Source organism: Micromonospora gifhornensis (assembly GCF_016863515.1).
Classification (GTDB): domain Bacteria; phylum Actinomycetota; class Actinomycetes; order Mycobacteriales; family Micromonosporaceae; genus Micromonospora; species Micromonospora gifhornensis.
Genome location: NZ_BOPA01000013.1, coordinates 63,745 through 88,979 on the forward strand (window position 1 = coordinate 63,745; position 25,235 = coordinate 88,979).

The window sequence follows — 25,235 nt, forward strand, 5'->3', positions numbered from 1 at the left end:
GACCCCACCAGAAAACATCCATAACCGGACATTTCCGAGCAGGGGTCAAGTCGGAAGGCAGCGCAAACTAGCAGTGTAGCCGAGAGGCTAACCGCTGTCCAGCCCATCCCGCAGGACGTTGCGGATCTGGCCACGGGACCCTGTGAACCGGGTCGTACCGGGCCGCTCGGAACGCAACGTTCCCGCCGGGCCGCTCGGGTGTCGGCGGCAGTGGTGCTGCCGTGATCTACCCACGCGGTGGCCGTCGCAAGCGCGGAAGGTCTTGCTGATGTCAGCGTGCCTGTCAGCCCATGGTTGCGTCAAGGGCCGAGATTGCCATCCGCTGTTCTTTCCCTACCGACCGGAGGCCCGCCTGACGCGTCCAAAGCTCCCACCGCCGGTTCCACGCCTGCTCATGCCCACTGTGCCCGCATCCACCTGCACTGCGGGCGGCGATCCGTCAGATCGGATCGCCGCCCGCCGCGACATGGTGTGCCCCGGCTCACGTGAGCGGGGGCGGCCAGGTGGAGCTCAGGTCACTTGAGGGTGACCTTGGCGCCCTCACCCTCCAGCTTGGCCTTGGCCTTGTCCGCGGTCTCCTTGTTGACCTTCTCCAGGACGGCCTTGGGGGCCGACTCGACCAGGTCCTTGGCCTCCTTGAGGCCCAGGCCGGTCAGCTCACGCACGACCTTGATGACCTGGATCTTCTTGCCACCGTCGGCGTCGAGGACGACGTCGAACTCGTCCTTCTCCGGCTCGGCCTCGGCAGCGGCGCCACCGCCGGCCGGACCCGCCATCATCATCGCGGCCGGAGCGGCGGCGGTGACCTCGAAGGTCTCCTCGAACTGCTTCACGAACTCGGAGAGCTCGATCAGCGTCATCTCCTTGAACGCGTCGAGCAGCTCTTCGGTGCTGAGCTTCGCCATGTCTGGCGTCCTTTCCTAAAGGTTTAACTAAGAACGTGGGTGCGCCGTACGGCCTCAGGCCGCCTCGGCGCCTTCCTTCTCGCGCTTGTCCTGCAGGGCAGCCGCCAGACGGGCGGTCTTCGACAACGGGGCCTGGAACAGGGCCGCAGCCTTGCTCAGGTTGCCCTTCATCGCGCCGGCCAGCTTGGCCAGCAGCACCTCACGGGACTCCAGGTCGGCGAGCTTCGTGACCTCGGCCGCGGAAATGGCCTTGCCCTCGAAGACACCGCCCTTGATGACGAGCTTCGGGTTGGCCTTCGCGAAGTCGCGAAGCCCCTTCGCCGCCTCGACGACGTCGCCCGAAACGAAAGTCAGCGCGGTAGGACCGGTGAACAGCTCATCGAGGCCGGAGATGCCCGCGTCCGCCGCGGCACGCTTGGCCAGCGTGTTCTTGGCAACCGTGTAGCTGGTCTCCTGACCGAGCGAGCGCCGCAGCTGGGTGAGCTGGGAAACCGTCAGGCCGCGGTACTCGGTCAGCACGGTGGCACCCGCGCTGCGGAAGCTTTCGGTCAGCTCAGCAACAGCCGTGGCCTTGTCGGCCCGGATCGGCTTGTCCGCCATGTCCCTCCTCTCTCGTTGCTCGAGGCTGGTCGCCAGCACAGGCGGGTGCCTGCGACTGGAGCGAGGGCGTCGCGACAACAGGAAAGCCCCGGCGCAGGGCGCACGGGGCGAGACAGGCAACGCTCACCGCAGTCGGCGGACCACGGGATACTGCCGATGTTCGCTTACCGCCCTGCGCGGGTCGCCCGTCTTCGCGGAACCTTCGACCGTGCCGGAGCACGGTGACCAGCGGTCTCTGGGTGGAACTTCACGCCTAGGCTACGCCCTGCCCCCGGTAGCCACCAAATCGCCCCCCGCAGTGCGCTCCCTCACCACACCGGCGAGGTCAGGCACGCCGACGACGTGACTGGGCGTACCCGGCCAGCAGCATCGCCGCCCAGACCAACGCCCAGCCGGTCAGCAGCACCCCGGTCACCGGCGGGATCGGCCCGGTCAGTGCGCGGGCGGTGGGCAGCAACGGTGGTGCGAGCCACCCCAGCGCCGGACCGGAGATGCCGAGCACCAACGCGAGGACCACGCCGAGGGCGAGCACCGCGACGCCGTACCCCGCGCTGCGGGTGATCGCCCGGCTGGCCAACCCGCCGAGCGCCACGGCGGCGGGCAGGGCGAGCAGGTGCGCCCAGAGGCCGAGTGCCAGTCCGACGACGATCGGCCGGTCACCCGGCCCGGTCGGGGTGGCCACCCCACCGACCAGCCAGGGCACCGCCAGCGCGACCACGATCAGGGCCAGACCGGCCGTCAGCGCCGCCAGCAGACCGGCCGCCCGTTCCCGGGCCGGACCGACCGCGACCAGCGACAGCCTCCGCTGCACATCCGGCTCCGCGTCCAGCAGGATCTTGGTCTGCCAGGCCAGGACCGGGAAGAGCACGACCGCCGACACCCCGTATGCCTCCGCCGGCTCGGCGCGGCCGCCGCCGTAGAGGATGCCCAGTGCCAACAGGCCCGCCAGGACCGGTGCCAGCGCCCGCCCGGTACGCAGGAAACCCGAGAGCCGGAAGCGGACGAGCGCGATCATGAGCTCTCCTCGACGGCCGCGCCGGACACGAGCCGGGTCACCGGCGGCGGAGCGTCGTGACCGCGTACGCGCAGGACGTGATGGCCCTCGGCGCGCAGCCGGTGTACGGCGTCGGCGACCCGTGCGGCCGGGATGGCCAGCTCCACCACGACCATGGCCCGCTCGCCGGTCGGCACCCGCTCGGTCACCGTCTGGTCGGCGACGGTCCACTCCCGTGCACCCGGCAGTCGGGCCGTCTCGCCGCGATGGTCGCTGACCAGCACACGGCCTCCCGCGGCCAGGACTTCGCCGACCACCTCCGGGACCAGCTCGCGAGCTGCCGCGTCGAGCCCTTCCCAGGGCTCGTCCAGCACGAGCAGGCCCGGCGGACGCAGCAACGCCTGGGCCAGACCGATCTTCTGGGCGGTGCCCTTGGACAGCTGTGGCAGCCGGACGCACTGGAACGGACCAAGGCCGAGTCGTTCGACCCAGCCGCGTACCGCTTTGTCGGCCTCGATCCGGGAAAGGCCGCGCATCCGCGCTGCGGCGGTGAGATAGCCCTGGACGGTGAACGGTTGGCCGGCGGGAAAGCGTTCCGGCACCCAGCCCACCACGGCTGGTCGACCGTCCACCCGGCCCCGCGCCGGCGGCAGGATCCCCGCGGCGAGTTGGAGCAGAGTCGACTTGCCGGCACCGTTACGCCCGAGCACCACCGCGGCCTCGCCGGGGGCGATCTCGACCGTCACCGAACGCAGCACCCACGGACCGCCCCGGCGGTATCGCAGCCAGACGTCCTCCAGTCGCATCAGGCGAGTTTGCCACTCCGGTAGCGGCGAAGGGGCCCCGCCACGACGTGGCGGGGCCCCTTCCGGGCGCTCGTGCTCAGCTGTCGGCCGAGCCTTCCTGCAGGTTCTTCACCACGTTCGGGTCGACCGGGACACCCGGGCCCATGGTGGTGGTCAGGGTGACCTTCTTGAGGTACTTGCCCTTCGCCGCGGACGGCTTGGCCCGCAGCACCTCGTCCAGCACGGCCGCGTAGTTGTCGACCAGCTGGGCCTCGCTGAAGGAGGCCTTGCCGATGATCAGGTGCAGGTTCGAGTGCTTGTCCACCCGGAAGGTGATCTTGCCGCCCTTGATGTCGGTCACCGCCTTGGTGACGTCCATGGTCACCGTGCCGGTCTTCGGGTTCGGCATCAGGCCGCGCGGGCCCAGGATCCGCGCGATCCGGCCGATCTTGGCCATCTGGTCCGGCGTGGCGATGGCCGCGTCGAAGTCCAGCCAACCACCCTGAATCCGAGCGACCAGCTCGTCGGTGCCCACCTCGTCGGCACCGGCGGCGACGGCCTCCTCGGCCTTCGCGCCGGCGGCGAAGACGATCACGCGGGCGGTCTTACCGGTGCCGTGCGGCAGGTTGACCGTGCCGCGGACCATCTGGTCCGCCTTGCGGGGGTCGACGCCGAGGCGCATGGCGACCTCGACCGTGGCGTCGAACTTGGTGGCGGTGGTCTCCTTGGCCAGCTTCACGGCCTCGGCGGGGGTGTAGAGCTTCGACCGGTCGATGACGTCGGCGGCCTTGCGGTAGCTCTTGCTGCGCTGCATGTTCTGTTTACTCCTGTGGTCTCTGGCGGGCCGCGATGCTCGCGCGCCCTCCCACGATCCGTACGGGTCTGTGGTGGCCGAGGTCAGTCGGTGACGTCGAGGCCCATCGACCGGGCGGTGCCGGCGATGATCTTCTCAGCCTGGTCGAGGTCGTTGGCGTTGAGGTCGGCCATCTTCTTCTCGGCGATCTCCCGCACCTGGGCGCGGGACACCGTGCCGACCTTCTCCTTGTGCGGAACGCCCGAGCCCTTCTGCACACCGGCGGCCTTGATCAGCAGCCGGGCGGCGGGCGGGGTCTTCAGCACGAAGGTGAAGGACCGGTCCTCGTACACGCTGATCTCGGCGGGGACGATGTCGCCCCGCTGCGACTCGGTCTGCGCGTTGTACGACTTGCAGAACTCCATGATGTTCACGCCGTGCTGACCGAGCGCGGGACCGACCGGCGGCGCCGGAGTGGCCTGGCCCGCCGGCAGCTGAAGCGTGAACGTCTTGACGAGCTTCTTCTTCGGAGGCATGTCTCTTCCTGGGGCTTGGAACTGGGAATGGTTCGCACCGACACCACCACCGGGGCGCGCACGGTCAGCGCGGGAGGGTAGCAGCGACGTTCTAGGGTAGCGCAGGCCGGGACCGGCGCACCCACGGAGGTTGACCGGCCGGGCGAAGCGGACAGAAAACGACCGCTGGCAACGGCCCGAAAGCCGCCACCAGCGGTCGTTGAATCAGATCTTGGCGACCTGGTTGAAGTTCAGCTCCACCGGCGTCTCGCGGCCGAAGATCGACACCAGCACCTTGAGCTTCTGCTGGTCGGCGTTGATCTCGCTGATCGTGGCCGGCAGCGAGGCGAAGGCACCGTCGGTGACCGTGACCGAGTCGCCGACCTCGAAGTCGAGGACCTTGATCTCCGGCTTGGCCTTCTTCTGCTCGGTCTCCACCGCCGGTGCCAGCCACTTCAGCACCTCGTCGAGGCTCAGCGGCGCCGGGCGGTCGGCCCGGTCCGTGGCCCCCACGAAGCCGGTGACCCCGGGGGTGTTGCGTACGCAGGAGTACGACTCGGCGGTCAACTCCATCCGGACCAGGATGTAGCCGGGGAAGACCTTGGCCTGCACCTGGGACCGCTTGCCGTTCTTGACCTCGACCTCTTCCCGGGTCGGCACCTCGACCTGGTAGATGTAGTCCTCCATGTCGAGGGACGTGATCCGGGTTTCGAGGTTGGTCTTGACCTTGTTCTCGTAACCGGCGTACGAGTGCACCACGTACCAGTCGCCGGGCGCGTAGCGCAGCTTCTGGCGCAGCTCGGCGACCGGGTCGTAGTCCTCCTCGGGCGCGGGCTCGGTCATCGCGAACTCCGGCTCGCTGGCGGCCTCGACCGACTCGTCGCCAGCCGCCGTCGCCACCGTGGACTGCTCGTCCGGGGTCTCGGCGGTCTCGTCGTACTCAGGCACGCTCGCTCACTTCCGTCACTATCGGCACAGTCAGCCGGTCAGCTGGGGTTGCCGAAGACCCACAGCACGCCCTTCGCAAAAGCGAAGTCAAGGAGGGCGACGATCGCCAGCATCACCGAGACGAACGCGATAACCACGCCCGTGTAGGTCAGCAACTCCTTGCGGGTCGGCCAGATGACCTTACGCAGTTCCGCCACGACCTCGCGGATGAAACGCGCGACGCGGCCGAACAGGCCCACCTTCTCGCCATCGGCACGCGTCTTCGACCGGCTGTCGGCGGATTCCGCCTTCGCTCGCTCCCGGGTGGCGGTGCCGCCCCGGGTTACCGGCTCGTCCGCGTCGGTGGCGTCGTCGTCGGCGCCGTCACTGACGACCTCGTCGTTCAGGCGGTCGTCGTCGGCGTCCTCGCCGCGCCGCTTGTTGTCGGCCACTTCGCCCTCCGTCGCGGGATATCGGGGTCGCACGCGGTTCGCGTACGCGGCGTTTGGTCACGCCAGCCGGACCCAACCGTCCCGGGACGGGCCGCGGCCGGCGGATCAGCCGGAAGGCCCGATGCCTCGGAACCTCCCCGCCGATGCCACCACCACGGGCCGGGCGCCACCTTTCGGTGGCGCGACCCACGGAACGGTCAGGCCTGAGGCGCAGGGGTGACAGGACTTGAACCTGCAGCCTGCGGTTTTGGAGACCGCTGCTCTGCCAATTGAGCTACACCCCTATGCGGCAACGCTCATCCCACCAGGTCACACGACCAGGCAGGAGTCACTTGCCCCACGGCGGACCAGTGTACGGGTACGGACCCGAGTTTCCCAACCGGTCTGGCCATCGCGCCCTGCGGTGCAGGTCAGCCCGCTGTTCGTACGGTGGCACGCGCCATCGACAGCACCTTGTCCCCCTGACAGGTGGCGGTGATGTCGAGCCTGGTCAGACCGTCCTCGGTCACCTCGCGGACCACCGCGGTCACCACGATCTCGGTGCCGGAATCGTCGTCGGGAACCACCACCGGCCGGGTGAACCGGACCCCGTAGTCGACGACCGCGTCGGGCGCGCCGGCCCAGGTGGTGACCGCGCGACCGACCAGCGCCATGGTGAACATGCCGTGGGCGATCACCCCGGGCAGGCCGACCTTGGTGGCCAACCGGTCGCTCCAGTGGATCGTGTTGAAGTCGCCCGAGGCGCCCGCGTAGCGGATCAGGTCCGCCCGGGTCACCCGGAACGTCTGGGTGGACAGTTCCATCTCAGGCCTCCCCGCGTACGACGAGCTTCATCCAGGCGGTGACCACCGGCTCGCCGGCGGTCGTGGTGACCTCGGTCCGGCTGGTCACGAAGACGTGCCCCCCGCGGCCGGTGATCTCCTCGATGGCGTTGACACAGACCAGCTCGTCGCCGGCCACCACCGGACGGGTGTACGCGAACCGCTGGTCGCCGTGGACGACCCGGGTGTAGTCGATGGCGAGGTCCGGGTCCTCGATCATCTGCTGGTTGGCAGCCATGGTGAGCACGATCGGGAAGGTCGGTGGCGCGACCACGTCCGGGTGGCCCAGCGCACGGGCGGCTTCCGGGTCGTGGTAGGCGGCATCGGTGGCCCCGATCGCGCGCGCGAACTCACGGATCTTTTCGCGGCCCACCTGATAGGGGGCGGTCGGCGGATAGGTCCGGCCGACGAAGGACTGGTCCAGGGACATGCCGCCGAACCTACACGCAGAACAAGATCGCCGATCCACGCGGGCTGGGAGCGGCAGAAAGCCGCGCCCGCCGCGTGAACCGGCGATCGTGATGGTTCAGAAGAGTGCCGGGCGAGGCCCGGCGACGCTCAGCGCGTCTCGCGGTGAACGGTGTGCCGACCGTCCCGGGGGCAGAACTTCTTCAGCTCGATGCGGTCCGGGTCGTTACGGCGGTTCTTGCGCGTGATGTAGTTGCGCTCCTTGCACTCCACACACGCCAAAGTGATCTTCGGCCGGACATCGGTCGCCTTCGCCACGGCGGAGTGCCTTCCTCGCTAACGGATACAACTACGGCGTCAAAGCCTACGCGCCGCCGGAGCGGACACGCAAAGCGGGCGCCTGTGGCGCCCGTCCCACTGACCACCGGGTTCACCCCGGCGGCGGAGAGTAGCGGTGGCCGGACTTGAACCGGCGACACAGCGATTATGAGCCGCTTGCTCTGCCATCTGAGCTACACCGCCGTGGTGGGCCCAGCCGGACCCTCTGAGCCCCCTTACGGAATCGAACCGTAGACCTTCTCCTTACCATGGAGACGCTCTGCCGACTGAGCTAAGGGGGCCTGCGCGATCACTCGGTGGCCGCGCAGAGGTAAGAGTACACGGCCATCCCCTGCTGGTGAAATCGGATCCCCGGTGCCGGCGTACGCCCAGCTCAGGGCACTGCGCGCAGGCGCGGAAGCTCGCGGCTGGAGATCGACTCGGGGTCGACCTGGGCACCGAACCAGGCCTCCAACCGCTCGTACGGCAGGGGCCGGCTGAACAGGAATCCCTGCCCGATCTCGCAGCCGATGTCCTGGAGCAGCTCCAGGGTCAGCTCGCTCTCCACCCCTTCGGCCACCACGGTCAGCCCGAACTGCTGGGAGAGGGTGACCACGGCGTTGACGATGGCCAGGTCCCCCGGGTCGGTCGCCATGCCCTGCACGAAGGAGCGGTCCACCTTCACCTCGTGCACCGGGAGCCGGCGCAGGTGGGCCAGCGACGAGCTGCCGGTGCCGAAGTCGTCCACCGACAGCCGTACGCCCAGATCACGCAGTCGACGCAGGCTCGGGATCGGCCGGTCGGTGCCGTCGAGGACCCCGGCCTCCTCGATCTCCAGCGTCAGCAACTGCGGCGGGATGTCGTACTCCGCCAGGAGGTCCCGGACCTGCTCGGGAAAATGTTCGTCGTTGAGCGTACGCGCGGACAGATTGACCGCGACGGCGAGCGACTGGCCGCCGTGCGCCCAGTCGCGGCTGTGCCGCAGCCCCTCCCGAAGCACGAACTCGGTGAGCCGACCGAGCTGGCCGGTGTGCTCGGCGACCGCGACGAAGTCCGCCGGGGCGACCGTGCCGTGCGTCGGATGCTCCCAGCGGGCCAGGCACTCCACCCCGACCAGCCGGCGGTCCCGCAGCGTCACCTTGGGCTGGTAGTAGATCTCCAGCTCACCGTTGTCGAGGGCGCTGCGCAGGTCGCCGGCGAGCCCGAGGCGGCGCAGCGAACGCGACTCCAGCGCCGGGTTGTACAGCTGCACGCTGCCCGGCACCGACTTCGCGGCGGTCGCCGCCACATCGACCCGTTGCAGCAGGGTCGCCGGGTCACTGCCATGATCCGGGTGTACGACGACCCCGACGGCGGTGTCCACATCGAGGGTGAGCGCGTCGAAGACCATCTCGTCGCGAATCTGCTCGCGGAGCTGGCCGGCCAGCTCCACCGCTGCTTCGGCGCTCTCCAGTCGCAGGGTCACCAGGAACTCGTCGCCACCGGCCCGACCGACCAGGGCGGCCGACGGCACGCAGCCGCGCAGCCGGTTGGCGACCTCGGTCAGCACCTTGTCTCCGGCGGCATGCCCCAGCGACTCGTTCACCTGGCGCAGCCGATCCACGTCGAACAGCAGCAGCGCGACGACCTCGCCGGGGGCCCGGATCCGGACCGCCTCGGCGAGCGCGCCGAGGATCCGACGCCGGTTGGGCAGCTTGGTGAGCCCGTCGTGGTACGCGTCGTGGCGCAACCGGTCGACCAGCCGGGAGTTCTCCAGTGCGACCGCGGCGTGGGCGCTGACCGTCTGGAGGACCGGCACGTCCGCCGGGCGGAACGAGTTGACGTCGCCGAGGCGGTTCGCCACCTCAAGCGTGCCGATGACCGCCTTGCCCGACCGCAGCGGTACCACGATCACGTCCTTGGCCACCCGCCCCAACGACTCCCGCAACTCCGGGTCGGCGCCGAACCGGCTGCCCACCGACACCGTCGACTGGCGGGTCACTGCCGCGTCCCGCAGCGCCTGCGGGGTGAGCGCCGAGTCGAGCAGACCGGACTTGCCCTCCTGCGCGGTGAGCAGCACCTCCGGGTGCCGCCCCTGGGCGGGCAGCCACAGCGTCGCGTACTCGGCCTGCATGAGACTGCGGATGCGGACCAGCAGGGCGTCGATGAGGTTGCCGTCCGACCCGCTCTCGGTGATCGCCTTGGTCAGCTCGTACATCTCCGTCAGCGTGCGGTGCTGCCGGATGACCTGTGTGTACGTGTCGTAGACGAGCGCGAACGCCACGGCGAGACCGGCGAAGAGGAAAACCGCCCACGGCGTGCTCTCCAGGCCGATGATGATCAGGATGCCGACGGAGAGGTTGATCGCCACGGTGAGCGACATCGGCGGAACCGCCCGGATCAACTCCCGGCCGGACTGCCAGCCCTGCACGACGGAGATCACCGCGACCACCGCGACGAACCCGACAAGGGCGTGCGTAGCGATCGCCGCGAGCAGCAACCCCCAGGTGGCGGGCCCGGCACCCACCGGAGTCGGCAGGACCGTGTAGACCATCGTCGCCAGGGCGGTCGCCGCCGCAGCGAGGGCCACGTTGAACCAGAGCTTCGGCGGCAACAGCTTGCGGCGCACCTGCACCACGAGCGTGGCCACGGTGTACGCCAGCACCACCGACAGCGGGGGCAGCACGAAGAGCGCGACGACGAGCGGAATCTCGGTGAACGTGGTGCCGAGCGCCTGCCGACGCACCACCACGTTGATGGTGGGGATGGCGGCAATGATCATCGCCACCGTGAGCAGCAGCGTGAGCAGCCAGTCACCCAGCGCGGGCCGAACGGTCAAGCCCAGCAGGAGTGAGAAGAGGACAGCACAGAGGGCGAGCGGAGCCGTGATCAGCCAGGCCCGTTCGGTACGTCCGCGAGAAGAGCCAGACCTCGACGGCGTCATGGCTCTCCTCGGGACGTGGGGTGCTGGAGGTGTAGAGCCCGAGTCAGGACGGGACGCGCGTCAGCGCACCTGCGTGCCCAACACCGGCATCATCCATTCGATGCCGTGGGTCCGGACCTCGAACTCGCCGGCGACGCCGGCCGCGACCACCAGGCCGGAGACGAGCAGAAGGGAGCCGAGTAGCCGGCCCAGACGGTGAGCAGACATGAGCGCTCCTGGCGGGGTGACGAATGTGCGTAACAGGGCTCTCCGATGGTGCCACAGCCTGCGGGGCGGTGGAAAGCTCGCAAACCCGATGTTGGTCGGGTTGCCGCTTGACATCAGCTGCACGTGCACCGCCGCACCGCATCCGACCAGGTCAAAGCCCTCCGGACGACAGCTAGCCGGAAGAACACGCTATCCGCACATACGCCACTTAGGTGGCTTAGCGGGTCTAGCGGACCAACCGCGCCACCCTGCCGCCAGCGGCCGGCAGTGTCCTGAAACGCCGCCGAAAGCGCCCAGTCAACGCCCCCGACGACGGCCCCCCTGACCGCCTCCCGCACCACGACCAGAGTAGGCGCGACATACCAATTCAGTCACCCCCATGAATGGATGATTCAGCCAGTCAGTCCAGGACGACGGCCCCGAGACGGCCGCGAGATCTGCCTATGCCCAGCAAGGACCCCTCGCCCGCCACTCGAAGCCGGCCACCGCAGTGAAGTGTCGGATCACGCACGCCACCGATCATGGTCGCCACCAACAGATACCCGCCATTGCGACTCGTCCAGCAAGTGCTGCCCCTCGTCCCGTTCGGGGTTCACAGCCATCGGACGAGGAACCTACGAGTGGATATGCCAGTGACGTCAGGAACTTGCTGGCAGATCCTGTACGAGTGCACGATGCCCTCGCTCGCCTCCAGGACGCCGCCACCCTGTGGAGCATGAACCCGAGCACGGCGGCCGACGTGATCGACACCGCCTGCGACTGCCTCGTCGTCGGTATCGACAGTCCGACCCTTCGGATCATCGCCGGCATCTCGCCGACGAGAGGCAACGAAAGCGACGAGTTGCGGCGCTGGCTTGAAGGCGCCCTCGCGGAACTCTCGCTGACCTACTACCCGACGGGCAGCCGAGAGGGCGAAGATGCGGCACTCCGCGTCATGGCCCGCCGACTGCTCGCGCAGACCATCGCGCCCCGCGACCTGACATCCTGGGCGTACCGATTCATCACCTGGGACGGCACTCCACTGGCAGCCGACCTGATCGCCCTCGACATCGCCTACGACTACGTCGACTCGGTCTACAACGGGCAGCCGTACACCAGCACAACGACCGCAGACCTCGACGAGGACGTCATCGCCGAAGCCCGCCGCCTCGCCGGCGACACCACAGCGCTGAGCAACTGAACGACGCTTCCAACTACCGCGTCAGCCCAAGCCCCGGACTACCTGCCAACCCCGACCCGTCTCCCACAGACCCCGATCGCCCGCGCCCGACAGAGGTAGATCGACGAAAACGGCCCCCGATCAGCATCTCTGCTGGTCAGGGGCCGTTTCTGCACCTGGTGGCGGGTAGAGGATTCGAACCTCTGTAGCTTTCGCGACGGATTTACAGTCCGCTCCCATTGGCCGCTCGGGCAACCCGCCAGGGCACACCTCCGCACCGAGGTGCGGCGGCGGAAGCAAGGATAGCGGCTCCTCCCGGCTTCGGCGCAACCGGGTACCGTCAGGGGGTCGCACCCCTGGTCATCCAGGGGCAAACGATCACAAACAGCAGGAGTATGAGCATGGCAGCGAACCCGTCGTTCGACATCGTCAGCAAGGTTGACCGCCAGGAGGTCGACAACGCCCTTCGCCAGGCGGAGAAGGAGCTTGCGACGCGGTTCGACTTCCGGGGTACGGGTGCGGAGATCTCCTGGTCGGGCGAGGAGGCGATCAGCCTCCAGGCGGAGACCGAGGAGCGGGTACGGGCCGCGCTGGAGGTCTTCAAGGAGAAGCTGATCAAGCGGAACATCTCGCTGAAGTCGCTGGACGCCGGGGATCCTCGTCCGTCGGGCAAGATCTTCAAGATCGACGCCAAGGTGGTGCAGGGCATCGACCAGGAGAAGGCCAAGGCGATCAGCAAGAAGATCCGCGACGAGGGCCCCAAGGGCGTGCAGGCGCAGATCCAGGGCGACCAGCTGCGCGTGACAGGCAAGAAGAAGGACGACCTTCAGGCCGTCATCACCCTGCTCAAGGCGGAGGACTTTGGCGTCGCCCTTCAGTTCACCAACTACAGGTAGACCACCGTCCTAGCCGGTCGGCGGACCGGCTGCCCCTGTGGCCTCGGCAGGAGTCGTCGGCACTGGTCCCTACCTGACCGCTGACGGCCTGGTGACGGCTTGGTCGAGTCTGGTCCTGATGCCGTCACACCACGACGACCCATCCCACTGCCTGCCATCGACCCGCCTCCTGGGGAGCGGGCCGCCGCCCGGCCCGCTACCTCAAACGGCTCGTCCGAACGTGGGCGGGTCGGGCGGAGGTCTGCCCGGTCCGCCACCTGGCCGATGGCGGGCGGGAATGCTTCTGCGCAACCGCCGGGGACCGCGACGCCGGCCACGGGATGCGAGACGACCGGCAGCCTTCTCGGGTGGCGTGTCACTGCTCCCTCGGCAGGGTCGGGTGGTCGGTGGGATAAACGCCGATCGCGAACCCGTACATGGTCTCGCCGGATCTCGGCATCCGGTCGAACTCGTCGACCAGCTGCGCCATCCGGTCCCAGAACTGAGCGGCCTGCGCCTCCGAGATGCGCGCATGCCGGATGAAGCCCCAGAGCTTTCCCTGCTCGAACGCCTTCGCTGACTCGCGTGCAGCCACCTCGAAGTCGTTGAAGTCGCCAGGCATCTGTCCGCCGGCGGGCGATGGCTCCGCCGGGATGTAGAACATCCGCGCGGTGCGCCCGTAGAAGCGCTCCTCGACCGCCCGCACCTTTCGCGTACGCACCACCTGGAGCAGGCCGTTGCGGGTGAGCACATCCACGTGGTGCGCGACCGTGCTCTTGGGGCGCTCGACCGCTGCCGCCAGCTCGGTCACGGTCGCGGCCCGCTCGTGGAGGAGGTGCAGGATCGATGTGCGGAGCGGATGGCCGATGGCCTTCACCTGGTCCGGGCTGGTCAGCGCGATCCGCTCGGCCAGGTCGTAGTCCGGGGGGTTGTCTGCCATAGCGGAACAGACTAGCGTCCCGGAACGTTCGAGAAATTTCGATCGTTCACAGGGGGTTCTACGCCGTGGCCAACGTGCTGCTTTACCACCACATCCAAGGTTTGACCGACGGGGTCCGGAGCTTCGCGGACAGCCTGCGCCAGGTCGGACACACCGTGCACACGCCGGACCTGTTCGATGGCCGTACGTTCGGCAGCATCGAGGAAGGGTTCGGATTCGCTCGTGAGTTGGGGCCGGATGCAATCCAGGAGCGCGGCATCGCCGCGGCCGACGAACTCGGCCCTGGGCTGGTCTACGCCGGATTCTCCTTCGGCGTGACGATCGCCCAGCAGCTTGCGCAGACACGGCCCGGTGCCCGCGGGGCCCTCCTGATGTACTCCTGCCTCCCGGTCACGGAATTCGGAGAGGCGTGGCCCGAGGACGTGCCGGTGCAGATTCACGGCAAGGAGGGCGACGAGTTCTTCGACGAGGACCTGCCGGCCGCACGCGAACTCGCCGACTCCTCAGCGAACGCCGAACTGTTCGTCTATCCCGGCGACCAGCACCTCTTCGCCGACTTCTCACTCGACGCGTACGACCCGGAGGCGGCCGCGCTGCTCATGGAGCGGGTACGGGCGTTCCTCGCCGCCGCCTGACCGGCGTGGCCCACTGAGCTGACCCACGCCGGTCGGGTGGTCTTCGGTGCAAATATCCCGTCGGGCGGCAGCCGGGTCAGCGGTTGAAGATCAACAGAAGCACGATGGTGCCGATGGCGCTGACCAGGATCGAGCCGAGGCAGCCGAGGCGGTTCGAGAAGAAGGCGAACATGCCTCGGTGATACCCACCGCCGGCCCGGTCAGACCGGGGCGGGGGTTTCGACGCGTACGGTGGCGGCTTCCGCGCGGGCGATGGGGCCGGCGGGCAGGGCGGCGAGGGCGGCCCCGGCGGCGACCGCCGCACCGGCGAACAGGAACGCCCACGGCACGCCGCCGGCGTGGTCGACGATCAGGCCGGCCACCGCGCCTCCGGCGGCGCTCGCCCCGACGGACATCGTGACCACCCAGGTGTACGCCTCGTTCAGCATGCCGACCGGCGAGATCCGCCCGACCAGGGTGTTCTCCAGGGTCAGGGCCGGCGCGATGGTGGCCCCACCGACCACCAGGGCGGTGCCGAGCGCCAAGGGGGTGGGCATCACGGCGAAGACGGCGAAGCTGCCCGCCACGGCGGCGAGCAGCCAGGCGAACTGTCGGGTCATGTTGCGGGCCGGGCGGCGGATCCCGAACCAGAAGCCGCCGACGGCGCTGCCGACGCCCCAGACGGCCAGCAGTACGCCGGCCAGGCTGTCCGGGTCATCGGGGGTGTAGCGGGTGGCGAAGGCGGGCACCGTCACGCCGGCCGCGCCGAAGGCGATGCCGAGGCTGGCCACGCAGAGCAGCAGGGCCGGGAATCCGGGGACCCGCAGTGGGCCGAGGCCTCGGGTCTGGTGCTCCCCTTCGTGCCGCTGCCAGCCACGCATGGTCTGGCCGAGCGCCACGGCCACGGTGCCGACCAGGGTCACCACCGCCGCACCGATCAGCGCGGCCCCGGCGTCGGCGAACAGGACGAAGCCGGCGACCAGCAGTGGGCCGAGCACGAAGACGACTTCGAAGAGGGTGGTCTCGGCGGCCAGGGCGGTGTTGCGCAGGTGGTACCGGCCGGAGGCGACGCTTGTCAGGTCGTTCCACGCGCCGCGGATCGCGGCGGTCAGCGGCGGGTAGGAGGCACCGGCCAGGGCGGCGGCCACCAGGACCAGGGCGAAGGGTGTCTGCTCGGAGCGGGCCGCCCAGAGCAGGCCGATCAGGGCCAGTGGGTGGGCGACCGCGGTGCCGATCAGGACCGGGGTGGGGCCGATGCGGTCGGCGATCCGCCCGGCCACCGGGCTGAGCGCGGCCCCGGCGAGGGCGTAGCAGCCGCCGGCCAGGGCGGCCAGCGAGTAGCGGCCGGTGACCTCCTCGATGACCAGCAGCAGGGCCAGCGGGGTCATGCCGATCCCGAGTCGCCCGATGATGCCGGTGATCAACAGGGTCGGCGCCCCGGGAAGGTGCCAAACGCCCAGGTAACGGCGCAGACCAGCCACCGAGGACCTCCACAGGTGTAATGAGCGAGAGCGGTTTGAACCCTAACGCTGTCCAGGTGGTGGCCCGCAACCGAATAGGGTGCCGCCCACACCGGGTGGACCCGGTGTGGGCGGCGAAGGATCGGTGCGGGTCAGCGCTGGTAGCGGACCGGGCCCATGTTGCGGGCCATCTGCTCCAGCCGGGCGACGCGCTGTTCCATGGGCGGGTGGGTGGCGAACAGCGCCGCGACCCCGCCGCCCTTGAACGGGTTGGCGATCATCAGGTGCGCGGTGCTGGTGAGCTGCCCCTCGGCCGGCAGCGGCCGACGCTGGGCGCCCATGTGGATCTTCCGCAGCGCGCTGGCCAGCGCCAGCGGGTCACGGGTGAGTTCCGCGCCGGAGGCGTCCGCCTGGAACTCCCGGCTGCGGCTGATCGCCAACTGGATGATGCTGGCCGCGATCGGGCCCAGGATGATGGTGAGCAGCAGCACTGCCGGGTTGGGGCCGTCCTCGTCGTTGCCGCCGAGCGGGATGAACAGGGCGAGGTTCGCCACCATGGTGATGATGCCGGCCAGGCCGGCGGCCACGCTGGAGATCAGGATGTCCCGGTTGTAGACGTGTGACAGCTCGTGCCCGATGACGCCCCGCAACTCCCGGTAGTCGAGCAGCTCGACGATCCCCTGGGTTACGCAGACCGCCGCGTTCTGCGGGTTACGACCCGTGGCGAACGCGTTGGGCTGGGCGGTCGGGCTGATGTAGAGGCGGGGCATGGGCTGCCGTGCCTCGGCTGCCAACTCCCGCACCATGTGGTACAGCTCGGGGAACTGTGCCTCGCTGACCGGTTGTGCCCGCATCGAGCGAAGCGCCAGCTTGTCGGAGTAGAAGTAGGTGACGCCGTTCATCACAAGCGAGATGACGACGGCGATGACCAAGCCGCCACTGCCGCCGAACCAGTAGCCCACCGCCAGGATCAGCGAGGTGAGCAGGCCGAGCAGCGCGGCGGTCTTCAGACGGTTGTGGTGCACGAATCACTCCTTCGGTGCACGGATGCGTGGATCCGTCGACCGGTACAACAACCCGGTACCCGTCAACCATCCGGTTCATGACTGAGAGTTACCTGAGTGACAGTCATGTTGGGGAATGCACCGGCAGGTCAGGCCGGATTCAGCTGCCGGCGAGATCGAGCACCAGTTGCGGTGCGAAGCCGACGATCACGGCGATCGCGGTCGCCACGGCCAGCGCGACCACCACCACGCGAGCCGGTCGGATCGCCCCAGCAGGCGCGTCACCGGCCGGAGCGCTGCCGGCGAGGGCGCTGTCGGCCGGGGTGTAGAGCAGCGCGGCGAAGCGCAGGTAGTAGGCCAGGCCGATGACCGCGTTCAGCGCCACAAGCAGGGCGAGCCAGGCCGCATCGCCGCCGAGCAGCGACCGCACCACGGTCACCTTGGCGAACAACCCGGCCAACCCCGGTGGCAGGCCGGCGAGCCCGATCAGCGCGAACGCCAGGCCCGCGCCGACCCAGGGGTGCCGCCGGGCCGCGCCGCGCAGGTCGTCGAGGCGACCACCGTCCGCCCCGGCCGGGCGCAGGGCCACCACCCCGGCGAAGGCGGCCAGTTCCAACAGCACGAAGAAGACGGCGTACGCCAGGGCGGCGGCGTACGCGGCGGAGCGGGCGTCGACGTCGGCCAGGGCGAGGGCGCCGAGGGGGGCCAGGATGTAGCCCGCCTGGGCCACCGAGGACCAGGCCAGCAGCCGCACCGTACGCCGCTGACGCAGGGCCACCAGGTTGCCCACGGTCATGGTCAGCGCGGCGACCAGGGCCAGCACCGGCCCGGCGACGCTCAGTGGCAGCGCGTGCTGCACCACGGCCAGCAGGGCGACCACCCCGCCGAGCTTCGACGCCGTCGACAGGTACGCGGCCACCGGCAGCGGTGCCCCGTCGTACGTGGCCGGGGCCCAGGCGTGGAACGGCACCGCCGCCACCTTGAACGCCAGCCCGGCCAGCACCAGCGTCACCGCGACAGTGGTCAGCGGCAGGTCCAGCAGGTCCGAGCGGTCGGCCAGGATCGCGCCCAGCCGTTCCAGGTGCAGGCTGCCGGTGACCGCGTAGAGCAGCGCCGCACCGAGCAGGGTGAGCGTGGTGGCCACCACGCTGACCACGAAGAAGGTGACCGCCGCCTCGGCGCTGGCCAGGCTCCCCCGGCGCAGCCCGACCAGGATGTACAGCGGCAGGGTCAACGCCTCCACCGCCACGATCAGGGTGATCAGGTCGCCGGCCGCGCCGAGCACCACACCACCGGTCATCGAGCAGGCGAGCAGGAAGCAGAACTCCCCCACCGGGGTCACGCCGTCGCGCAGCAGCGGCCCGGCCAACGCCAACACCCCGAGCGCCAGCAGCGCCACCAGCCCGGCCACCAGCGCGGCCCGCCCGCCGAAGACGTACGAGCAGTCGGCCCCGACGCAGAAGGTGCGGCGTTCGGCTCCGGCGCCGACCGCCACGGCCGCGACGAGGGTGGCGAGTGCACCGGTGGCCGCCGCGACGATCGTCGCCGTCCTGCGGGCCAGCACCAGGTCGACCAGGAGCGCCAGCACGGCCGTCCCGGCGGCCAGGTACGCCGGCAGCAGCGCCACACTGTCGACGCTCTGCACCCTGCTCACGGCTGCCTCCCGTCGGCCCGGTCCCGGGTCGTCGTCATCGCAGGACCTCCACCAGGGCCGTCACCGGTGCCTCGGCGACACCAAGCACCAGGGTCGGTGCCAGCCCGACGGCCAGCGCGAGCAGCACCAGCGGCGTCCAGGCGGCCACCTCGGCTCCGGCCAGTCCCGGTTTCAGCTCGGCCACCGCAGGCGTCGCAGTGCCGTGGGTGACCTGCCGCAACAGCCGCAGCAGGTACGCCGCCGTCAGCGCACCGCCGAACGCGGCAAGCACCGCCAGCGTGATCCACAGCGCGCCGCCCACTTCGACGGCGGCGACCACGGCGAACGCCTCACCCCAGAACCCGGCCAGGCCGGGCAGCCCCAGCGAGGCGACCGCCGCGAAGGCGAGCAGCCCGGACAGCCGGGGGGCGGTCTCCCGCAGCCCGGACAGTTCGCGCAGCGCCCCGGTGTGGGTCCGGTCCTTTATCGCCCCGGCGAGGAAGAACAGCAGGCCGGTGATGATGCCGTGCGCGACGTTGCCGATCAGCGCCGCCTGGATGCCGGTGGCGGTCAGCGTGGCGATCCCGAGCAGCACGAAGCCCATGTGCCCCACGCTTGAGTACGCGATGAGCCGTTTCAGCTCGGTCTGCGCCAGACACACAAGTGATCCGATCAGGATCGCCGCGACGGCGAGGACGCCCAGCACCGGTGCCGCCCAGCGGGCCCCTTCCGGCGCCACCCCGACGGCGACCCGGATCAGGCCGTACGTGCCCATCTTGAGCAGCACCCCGGCGAGCAGCACGCTGCCGACGGTCGGGGCCTGGGTGTGCGCGTCGGGCAGCCAGGAGTGCAGCGGCCAGAGCGGACTCTTCACCGCGAAGGCCACCGCGAGCAGCGTGAACGCGGCCAGTTGGGTGCCCCGGGCCAGTCCGTTGCCGCCGGTCAGCGCGACGATGTCGGCGGTACCGGCGGCGGCCACCACCACGTAGACCCCGACCAGCAGCAGCACCGAGCCGAACAGGGTGTACAGGGCGAATTTGCGGGCCGCCCGACGCCGTGCCGCCACCGCCGCCGGGTCGGTGCCGTCGCCGCCCCAGCCGACGATGATCGCGTACATCGGCAGCAGGACGATCTCGAAGAAGAGGAAGAACAGCACCAGGTCCAGGGCGAGGAAGGTGCCGAGGATGCCGACCTCGACCACCAGCAGCAGCGCCACCAGGGCGCGCCCGCTGCCACCGGGCGGTACCCGCCAGCAGGTGTACCCGCAGCAGAGCAGGGTGAGCAGGGCGGTCAGCACCACAAGTGGCCAGGAGATGCCGTCCACCCCGAGGTGGAAACGCAACTCCAGGCCCGGCACCCAGGGCAGGTCGAGGGCGTGCCAGGGGCGTACCGCAGGCGGGGTCACCGCGTAGGCGGTCCAGCTGCCGGACCGGTCGACGGCCAGCGCCAGCGCCGCGACAAGGGTCAGCCCGGCGGCCACCGTACCGGCCACGCGGGCGGGCAGGTCGCGGGGGATCGCCGCCACCGCCAGGGCACCGAGCGCCGGTAGCGCGAGGACCGCGACCAGCAGGAACTCGCCGAAGCTCATCGGGCAGCTCCGCTCCGCGATTCGGCCCGCGACGCGCTGCGGCTCATCACATTGCTCCGATCAGGGTGGCGGCCAGGGCGATCAGCAACGCACCGGCGAGCACCGCGACGACGGCTCGGGGCAGCGCGGAGCGGTGCAGGGCGGCCAGGCCGCCGCCGAGTGCACCCGCACCCCGGCCGGTGCCGGTGACCGCGCCGTCGACGACCCGCTCGTCGGCGACGCGTGCCGCCCGGGCCAGCGCGGTCGTGGGGCGTACCACAAGGGTGTGCTGGACGTCGTCGAGGCGGAACGCGCCGGCGAAGACCGGCCGCAGCGGACCCAGCGCCGCCGCCGGATCGGCGGCGGTGTCCCGCCGCCAACCGGCCCAGGCCAGGCCCGCCCCGAGCAGCAGCAACGCCAGGGGCAGCAGGACGGTCGGGGTGAGGTGGATCAGCCCGTCCGGCGGCATCAGGTCCGACACCCCCTCGGCGTCGGACGGCGTCGTGCGTTGCAGCTGGCTGGCGAACCAGCCGGGGAAGCCGGCCAGACCGAGCAGGGCCGCCGGCACGGTCAGCGCCAGCACCGGCCAGCGCAGCAGGGCAGGCGGGTCGTGCGGGTGGGTCAGCGGGGTGCGCGGCGCGCCGAAGAAGGTACGCAGCAGCAGCCGCGTGGCGTACCAGGCGGTGACGGCAACGCCGACCAGCCCGGCCAGCCAGACCAGCCAGCCCACCCAGGCCGGAGCCGGGCCGTCGCCGTGCAGGGCGGCACCCTCGGCGGCGGCGAGCACGCCCTCCTTGCTCCAGAAGCCGGAGAGCGGGGGTAGGCCGGCCAGCGCGCCCAGCCCGATAAGCATGCACCAGAAGGTGACAGGCATGCTGTGCCGCAGCCCGCCCATCCGGGACATCGCCGCGGTGCCGACGGCGTGGATCACCACACCGGCGGCGAGGAACAGCAACGCCTTGAACGCGGCGTGGGTGAGCAGGTGGAACAGCGCGGCAGGCGGCGAGCCGACGGCCAGCGCACCGGTCATGTAGCCGAGTTGGGAGACCGTCGACCAGGCGAGCACCCGTTTGATGTCGTCCTGTGCGGTGGCGGCGAACGCGCCGAGCAGCAGCGTCACCGAGGCCATCACCCCGAGGACGGCCAGCACGGTGGGGGTGGCCTCGAACAGCGGCCAGAGCCGGGTGATTGCGTACACCCCGGCGGCCACCATCGTGGCGGCGTGGATCAGCGCGGAGATCGGGGTGGGGCCGGCCATCGCGTCGGGCAGCCAGGTGTGCAGCGGGAACTGTGCGCTCTTGCCGGCGACCCCGGCGAGCAGCAGCAGACCGGCGGCGGTCAGCGTGCCGGTGCCGTGGTCGTGGGCGAGCACGTCGGCGATCCGGAAGCTGCCCGCCGAAACCCCGAGCAGGGCGATGCCGAGCAGGAACCCGACGTCGCCGACCCGGGTCACCAGGAACGCCTTCTGCGCGGCGGCCGGCGCCTGCGGCAGCCACCGGTCATGGGCGATCAGCAGGTACGAGCAGATGCCCATCACCTCCCAGCCGACCAGCAGCATGATCAGGTCCCCGGAGACCACCACCAGCAGCATGGCGGCGGTGAAGAGGCTGATCTGTGCCGCGTACGGCGGGTAGCGGTGGTCGACATCCGTGTCGTCGTGCGGCCCCCGCGTGAGGTAGCCGACCGAGTAGACCTGCACGGCCAGGGCCACGGCGGCGACCGCCACGGCGACCAGGGCGGCGGCGCCGTCGAGGCGTACCCCGAGGGTGACGGTGAGCTCGCCGAAGCGGATCCAGGTGGTCGAGGACTCCGCCGGGGCGTCCAGAGTGACGAGCAGCGCCACCGCCAGCACCAGAGCGCCCGCAGCCCCGGCCACACCGAGGGCGATCGCCGCGCGCCGGGAAGTGTCCCGGTCGGTGGTCGCGCCCCGCGCCGCCGGTGGCAGCAGCAGACCGACCAGACCGGCGACCAGCGGTACGACCGGCAGCAGCGCGCCCAGCAGCGTCGTGGTGCTCACCGCTGACCCTCCATCGGCACCTTGTCCATCGGCACCTCGTCCAGTGGCGCCGTGTCCAGTGGCACCTCGTCGACGGCGACGCTGGCCCGCATCCGGTAGAGCTGGAGCACGATCGCCAGCCCCACCCCGATCTCGGCCGCCGCCAGCACGATCACGAAGAGCGCGAAGACCTGACCGCTGTGCGGCAGCAGCGCCCGGGTCGTGGTGTCGGCGGTGATCAGGATCAGGTTCACCGCGTTGAGCATCAGCTCGACGCCCATCAGCACCAGCACCGCGTTGCGTCGTCGCAGTACGCCGTACACGCCGAGGCCGAACAGCAGCGCGGCGGTGACGTACGGGATGACCGGTCTCACCGGGCCCCTCCCTCGCCACCCGAGCCGGCCCGCTCGGCCGGCTCGTCCCCGGCTGGACGGTCTCCCGGTGTGCGGTCCCGCGCAGCGCTGTCCCCCGGTGTGCGGCCGATGTCGGGGCGGGACAGCACGATCGCGCCGACAAGCGCCGACAGCAGCAGGATCGACAGCACCTCGAAGGGCAGCACCCAACTGGCGAAGACCTGCTCGCCGATCCGCTCGGCGGTGCCCGCCTCGGGCAGCTCCACAGTTGTCCAACGGAACGCGTCGATCAGCAGGGCGGCCAGCCCCAGCCCGACCCCGCCGCCGATCAGCGCGGCCGGCCACCCCGGACGGTCCAGGTCGTCCGAGGCACCGATCGGCGCGCGGGTGAGCATCACCGCGAACAGCAGCAGCACCACCACCGCGCCCACGTAGATCAGCACCTGCACCCAGGCCACCAACTCGGCGGTGAGCACCAGATACATGCCCGCCACGGCACCGAGACAGACCACCAGGTAGAGCCCGGCGCGGACCAGGTGCCGGGTCGACACCACAAACACCCCGGACCCGACGGCCACCGCGCCCAGGGCGAGCAGCAGCACGTCCACGCCGGTCACTCGGAAGCACCTTCCCCGTCGCCGGGCTCACCCGTACCGCCGGGTGCCGGCTCGGGGCGTACCGGCGGGGCGGTCGGCCGGGCGGCGGGCGCGGCGGGGATCGCGGCCTTGCGCGCGGCGGCGGTCTCCTCCTTGGCCGGCTCACCGTTCGGATCGTGCGCCGGTGGCGGCGGTACGGTCGCCATCCACTCGCCGAGATGCTCCTTGTCGTGCAGCAGGTCCTTGATGTCGTACTCGGCGTACTCGAACTCGGGCGACCAGTAGAGGGCGTCGAACGGGCAGACCTCGATGCAGATGCCACAGTACATGCAGAGCGAGAAGTCGATGTCGAACCGGTCGAGCACGTTGCGCTGGCGAGGGCGGGCGGCGCCGGGCACCGCCACCTCCTCCTTGTGCGAGTCGATGTAGATGCACCAGTCCGGACACTCGCGTGAGCAGAGCATGCAGACCGTGCAGTTCTCCTCCAGCAGCGCGATCACCCCACGTGAGCGGGGCGGCAACTCGGGGGCGACGTCCGGGTACTGCTGGGTGGTGGAGCGCTTCGTCATCGTCTTGAGCGTGACCGCCAGGCCCTTGACCAGCCCGCTGCCCGGCACACCCGCCGGCTCGCTTCGCTCGCTCATGCCGACACTCCGCTGCGCTCCGTGTCGTCACGAGGCACCAATGCGCCGAGCCGATGATTCGCTCGCTGACGCTCGCTCATGTCGACCATCCTGCCCTGTGGGCACGGCGCGCGCGACCACCACCCGGGCTCTGCTGTCAGTACCGTGACCACGGGGAGAACGACACATCGGAAAGGACCCGTCAGATGACCGCCGCGCTGCACCAACCGCCGTCGGGCGAGTGGACGACGGACGACCTCGACGCCCTGCCCGACGACGGTCGCCGCCGCGAGCTGCTCGATGGAGTGCTGCTCGTGCCTGCCTCCCCCACCGCCGCCCACCAGACCATCGCCATGCGACTCGGCGTCGCGCTCGAAGCGGAGTGCCCCGACGAGTACGAGGTCACCCAGGGTGTCGAGGTGCGGACTGGCGGATCGAGACCGAGACGGCCGGTCTCGTGGTACACACCCACCGGATCGATCCGGTGCACGAGGTCTACACCGAGACCGGACGGTGGACCAAGTTCGTCGACACCGGCGAGCCATTTCCGGTGAACCTGTCCGTGGCCCAGTTGACACCCCGATACCTCTGATCGGCCCGACGGGTATCGCACGGTGTTTCCCGCGCTTCCGCTCGATCACCGCCCCTTCTGCCGGGCCAGCGGTCGCAGTGTCAGCCATGATGGGACCGGCATGGCAGGCGGCGCGGGCAAGGAGCAGGGCGATGACGGCAGACAACGGCACGGGCCAGAGACAGACCGGCGGGAAGTACGTGGAGCCGGGCGGGGAGTTCAACCGGGACCAGAACTACATCACCACCCGGATCACCGCGGACGGGCGGGACGGCTATCCGGTCGAGCCCGGACGCTATCGGCTGGTGGTGAGTCGCGCCTGCCCGTGGGCGAACCGGCTGATCATCGTACGGCGGTTGCTGGGTCTTGAGGACGTCCTGTCGATGGGCGTCACCGGGCCGACCCACGACGCGCGGAGCTGGACCTTCGACCTGGACCCGGGTGGCCGGGACCCGGTGCTCGGCATCGAACGCATCCAGGAGGCGTACTTCGCCCGCCACCCCGACTATCCGCGCGGCATCACCGTGCCGGCGATCGTCGACGTGCCGACCGGGCAGGTGGTGACCAACGACTACGCCCAGATGAGCCTGGACCTGTCCACCGAATGGACCGCCCACCACCGACCCGGTGCCCCGGACCTGTATCCCGAGCACCTGCGGGCCGAGATCGACGAGGTAAACGCGGTGGTCTTCCAGGACGTCAACAACGGCGTGTACAAGTGCGGCTTCGCCGGCAACCAGGAGGCGTACGACAAGGCGTACCACCGGCTGTTCGACCGGCTGGACTGGCTCAGCGACCGGCTCGCCGGGCAGCGTTACCTGGTCGGCGACACCATCACCGAAGCGGACGTGCGGCTGTTCACCACGCTTGTGCGCTTCGATCCGGTGTACCACGGCCACTTCAAGTGCAACCGGCAGAAGCTCAGCGAGATGCCGGTGCTGTGGGCGTACGCCCGGGACCTGTTCACCACCCCCGGCTTCGGCGACACGATCGACTTCGACCACATCAAACGGCACTACTACGAGGTGCACCGGGACATCAACCCGACCGGGGTGGTGCCGCTGGGCCCCGACCTGTCGAACTGGCTCACCCCGCACGACCGCGAAGCCCTCGGCGGCCGCCCCTTCGGCAACGGCACTCCCCCACCACCCCCATCCCCCACCGAACAGGTCAACCCCGCCCACACCCCCCTGCAC

27 protein-coding genes and 4 tRNA genes are annotated in these 25,235 nt (G+C 70.2%); 5 read left to right on the forward strand and 26 right to left on the reverse strand.

Going from position 1 to position 25,235, the window contains the following annotated elements:
* Window positions 1-515: 515 nt before the first annotated feature.
* From rplL to Vgi01_RS08130, 16 genes are all read right to left on the reverse strand, one after another.
* On the reverse strand, window positions 516-905 hold the full coding sequence (rplL, locus tag Vgi01_RS08055) for a 50S ribosomal protein L7/L12 (RefSeq protein ID WP_102658904.1): 390 nt from the start codon (window positions 903-905) through the stop codon (window positions 516-518).
* A gap of 54 nt (window positions 906-959) precedes the next feature.
* Window positions 960-1,505 (reverse strand): 50S ribosomal protein L10, encoded by a 546-nt coding sequence (gene rplJ, locus Vgi01_RS08060; protein ID WP_102658903.1) that lies wholly within the window; start codon window positions 1,503-1,505, stop codon window positions 960-962.
* Window positions 1,506-1,830: 325 nt separating this feature from the next.
* Window positions 1,831-2,520: a hypothetical protein gene (locus Vgi01_RS08065; protein WP_204290583.1), complete on the reverse strand. Its 690-nt coding sequence runs from the start codon at window positions 2,518-2,520 to the stop codon at window positions 1,831-1,833.
* Window positions 2,517-3,305 carry an ABC transporter ATP-binding protein gene (locus Vgi01_RS08070; protein ID WP_204290584.1) on the reverse strand — a complete coding sequence of 263 codons (789 nt, stop codon included), beginning with the start codon at window positions 3,303-3,305 and terminating at the stop codon, window positions 2,517-2,519. Before Vgi01_RS08070 ends, Vgi01_RS08065 begins: the two co-directional genes overlap by 4 nt.
* 76 nt (window positions 3,306-3,381) lie before the next feature.
* The gene (gene rplA, locus Vgi01_RS08075; RefSeq protein ID WP_102658900.1) at window positions 3,382-4,098 is read right to left on the reverse strand and encodes a 50S ribosomal protein L1; all 717 of its coding nucleotides are present in this window, start codon (window positions 4,096-4,098) and stop codon (window positions 3,382-3,384) included.
* An 83-nt stretch (window positions 4,099-4,181) separates the two neighbouring features.
* The gene (gene rplK / locus Vgi01_RS08080) at window positions 4,182-4,613 is read right to left on the reverse strand and encodes a 50S ribosomal protein L11 (RefSeq protein ID WP_102658899.1); all 432 of its coding nucleotides are present in this window, start codon (window positions 4,611-4,613) and stop codon (window positions 4,182-4,184) included.
* A gap of 204 nt (window positions 4,614-4,817) precedes the next feature.
* Window positions 4,818-5,540, reverse strand: coding sequence for a transcription termination/antitermination protein NusG (gene nusG, locus Vgi01_RS08085; RefSeq protein ID WP_102658898.1), 723 nt, complete (start codon window positions 5,538-5,540; stop codon window positions 4,818-4,820).
* 38 nt (window positions 5,541-5,578) lie between these two features.
* A complete protein-coding gene (gene secE / locus Vgi01_RS08090; protein WP_102658897.1) occupies window positions 5,579-5,971 on the reverse strand; it encodes a preprotein translocase subunit SecE in 393 nt (130 codons plus the stop codon).
* Between the two features lie 211 nt (window positions 5,972-6,182).
* A tRNA-Trp gene (locus Vgi01_RS08095) sits at window positions 6,183-6,255 on the reverse strand.
* Between the two features lie 126 nt (window positions 6,256-6,381).
* Window positions 6,382-6,774 (reverse strand): MaoC/PaaZ C-terminal domain-containing protein, encoded by a 393-nt coding sequence (locus tag Vgi01_RS08100; RefSeq protein ID WP_102658896.1) that lies wholly within the window; start codon window positions 6,772-6,774, stop codon window positions 6,382-6,384.
* 1 nt (window position 6,775) lies between these two features.
* Window positions 6,776-7,222, reverse strand: a complete 447-nt coding sequence (locus Vgi01_RS08105; protein ID WP_102658895.1) for a MaoC family dehydratase N-terminal domain-containing protein — start codon at window positions 7,220-7,222, stop codon at window positions 6,776-6,778.
* A gap of 128 nt (window positions 7,223-7,350) precedes the next feature.
* Window positions 7,351-7,518 (reverse strand): 50S ribosomal protein L33, encoded by a 168-nt coding sequence (gene rpmG, locus Vgi01_RS08110; RefSeq protein ID WP_007073056.1) that lies wholly within the window; start codon window positions 7,516-7,518, stop codon window positions 7,351-7,353.
* A 131-nt stretch (window positions 7,519-7,649) separates the two neighbouring features.
* A tRNA-Met gene (locus tag Vgi01_RS08115) sits at window positions 7,650-7,722 on the reverse strand.
* A gap of 25 nt (window positions 7,723-7,747) precedes the next feature.
* Window positions 7,748-7,820, reverse strand: a tRNA-Thr gene (locus tag Vgi01_RS08120).
* Window positions 7,821-7,912: 92 nt separating this feature from the next.
* Window positions 7,913-10,441, reverse strand: coding sequence for a putative bifunctional diguanylate cyclase/phosphodiesterase (locus Vgi01_RS08125; RefSeq protein WP_102658894.1), 2,529 nt, complete (start codon window positions 10,439-10,441; stop codon window positions 7,913-7,915).
* A 60-nt stretch (window positions 10,442-10,501) separates the two neighbouring features.
* Window positions 10,502-10,648 (reverse strand): hypothetical protein, encoded by a 147-nt coding sequence (locus Vgi01_RS08130; protein WP_158244909.1) that lies wholly within the window; start codon window positions 10,646-10,648, stop codon window positions 10,502-10,504.
* A gap of 667 nt (window positions 10,649-11,315) precedes the next feature.
* On the opposite strand from Vgi01_RS08130, the gene Vgi01_RS08135 reads away from it, so the two are divergent.
* Window positions 11,316-11,828 (forward strand): hypothetical protein, encoded by a 513-nt coding sequence (locus tag Vgi01_RS08135; protein ID WP_204290585.1) that lies wholly within the window; start codon window positions 11,316-11,318, stop codon window positions 11,826-11,828.
* Window positions 11,829-11,984: 156 nt separating this feature from the next.
* Here Vgi01_RS08135 and Vgi01_RS08140 read toward each other — a convergent pair.
* A tRNA-Tyr gene (locus tag Vgi01_RS08140) sits at window positions 11,985-12,068 on the reverse strand.
* A 140-nt stretch (window positions 12,069-12,208) separates the two neighbouring features.
* On the opposite strand from Vgi01_RS08140, the gene Vgi01_RS08145 reads away from it, so the two are divergent.
* Window positions 12,209-12,703 (forward strand): YajQ family cyclic di-GMP-binding protein, encoded by a 495-nt coding sequence (locus Vgi01_RS08145; protein WP_102658922.1) that lies wholly within the window; start codon window positions 12,209-12,211, stop codon window positions 12,701-12,703.
* 355 nt (window positions 12,704-13,058) lie between these two features.
* On the opposite strand, the gene Vgi01_RS08150 is transcribed toward Vgi01_RS08145, so the two are convergent.
* A complete protein-coding gene (locus Vgi01_RS08150; RefSeq protein ID WP_204290586.1) occupies window positions 13,059-13,622 on the reverse strand; it encodes an ArsR/SmtB family transcription factor in 564 nt (187 codons plus the stop codon).
* Between the two features lie 65 nt (window positions 13,623-13,687).
* Between Vgi01_RS08150 and Vgi01_RS08155 the strand changes: the two genes are divergently transcribed.
* Entirely contained in the window at window positions 13,688-14,257 is a 570-nt protein-coding gene (locus Vgi01_RS08155; protein ID WP_204290587.1) for a dienelactone hydrolase family protein, read from the forward strand.
* 200 nt (window positions 14,258-14,457) lie between these two features.
* Here the strand turns inward: Vgi01_RS08155 and Vgi01_RS08160 are convergent, their stop codons facing one another.
* The 8 genes from Vgi01_RS08160 to Vgi01_RS08195 all read right to left on the reverse strand — a co-directional run bounded on the left by Vgi01_RS08160 (window position 14,458) and on the right by Vgi01_RS08195 (window position 23,489).
* Entirely contained in the window at window positions 14,458-15,717 is a 1,260-nt protein-coding gene (locus tag Vgi01_RS08160; RefSeq protein WP_102658890.1) for an MFS transporter, read from the reverse strand.
* Between the two features lie 131 nt (window positions 15,718-15,848).
* Window positions 15,849-16,721, reverse strand: coding sequence for a zinc metalloprotease HtpX (gene htpX, locus Vgi01_RS08165; protein ID WP_102658889.1), 873 nt, complete (start codon window positions 16,719-16,721; stop codon window positions 15,849-15,851).
* A 139-nt stretch (window positions 16,722-16,860) separates the two neighbouring features.
* Window positions 16,861-18,354 carry an NADH-quinone oxidoreductase subunit N gene (locus Vgi01_RS08170; protein ID WP_204290588.1) on the reverse strand — a complete coding sequence of 498 codons (1,494 nt, stop codon included), beginning with the start codon at window positions 18,352-18,354 and terminating at the stop codon, window positions 16,861-16,863.
* Window positions 18,355-18,388: 34 nt separating this feature from the next.
* Complete coding sequence (locus Vgi01_RS08175; protein ID WP_204290589.1) at window positions 18,389-19,921, reverse strand: complex I subunit 4 family protein; 1,533 nt, start codon at window positions 19,919-19,921, stop codon at window positions 18,389-18,391.
* Between the two features lie 46 nt (window positions 19,922-19,967).
* Window positions 19,968-21,917 (reverse strand): NADH-quinone oxidoreductase subunit 5 family protein, encoded by a 1,950-nt coding sequence (locus Vgi01_RS08180; RefSeq protein WP_204290590.1) that lies wholly within the window; start codon window positions 21,915-21,917, stop codon window positions 19,968-19,970.
* Window positions 21,914-22,270, reverse strand: a complete 357-nt coding sequence (gene nuoK / locus Vgi01_RS08185) for an NADH-quinone oxidoreductase subunit NuoK (protein WP_204290591.1) — start codon at window positions 22,268-22,270, stop codon at window positions 21,914-21,916. Before nuoK ends, Vgi01_RS08180 begins: the two co-directional genes overlap by 4 nt.
* Window positions 22,267-22,866 (reverse strand): NADH-quinone oxidoreductase subunit J family protein, encoded by a 600-nt coding sequence (locus tag Vgi01_RS08190; RefSeq protein ID WP_102658884.1) that lies wholly within the window; start codon window positions 22,864-22,866, stop codon window positions 22,267-22,269. The genes nuoK and Vgi01_RS08190 overlap by 4 nt, the downstream gene beginning before the upstream one ends.
* Window positions 22,863-23,489, reverse strand: coding sequence for a NuoI/complex I 23 kDa subunit family protein (locus Vgi01_RS08195; protein WP_204290592.1), 627 nt, complete (start codon window positions 23,487-23,489; stop codon window positions 22,863-22,865). The genes Vgi01_RS08190 and Vgi01_RS08195 overlap by 4 nt, the downstream gene beginning before the upstream one ends.
* Window positions 23,490-23,925: 436 nt before the next feature.
* On the opposite strand from Vgi01_RS08195, the gene Vgi01_RS31115 reads away from it, so the two are divergent.
* Together Vgi01_RS31115 and Vgi01_RS08205 are read left to right on the forward strand one after the other, a co-directional pair.
* The gene (locus tag Vgi01_RS31115) at window positions 23,926-24,060 is read left to right on the forward strand and encodes a hypothetical protein (protein WP_275409888.1); all 135 of its coding nucleotides are present in this window, start codon (window positions 23,926-23,928) and stop codon (window positions 24,058-24,060) included.
* A gap of 131 nt (window positions 24,061-24,191) precedes the next feature.
* Window positions 24,192-25,235 (forward strand): glutathione S-transferase family protein (locus tag Vgi01_RS08205; protein ID WP_102658882.1); only part of this gene is annotated, 1,044 nt, incomplete at its 3' end.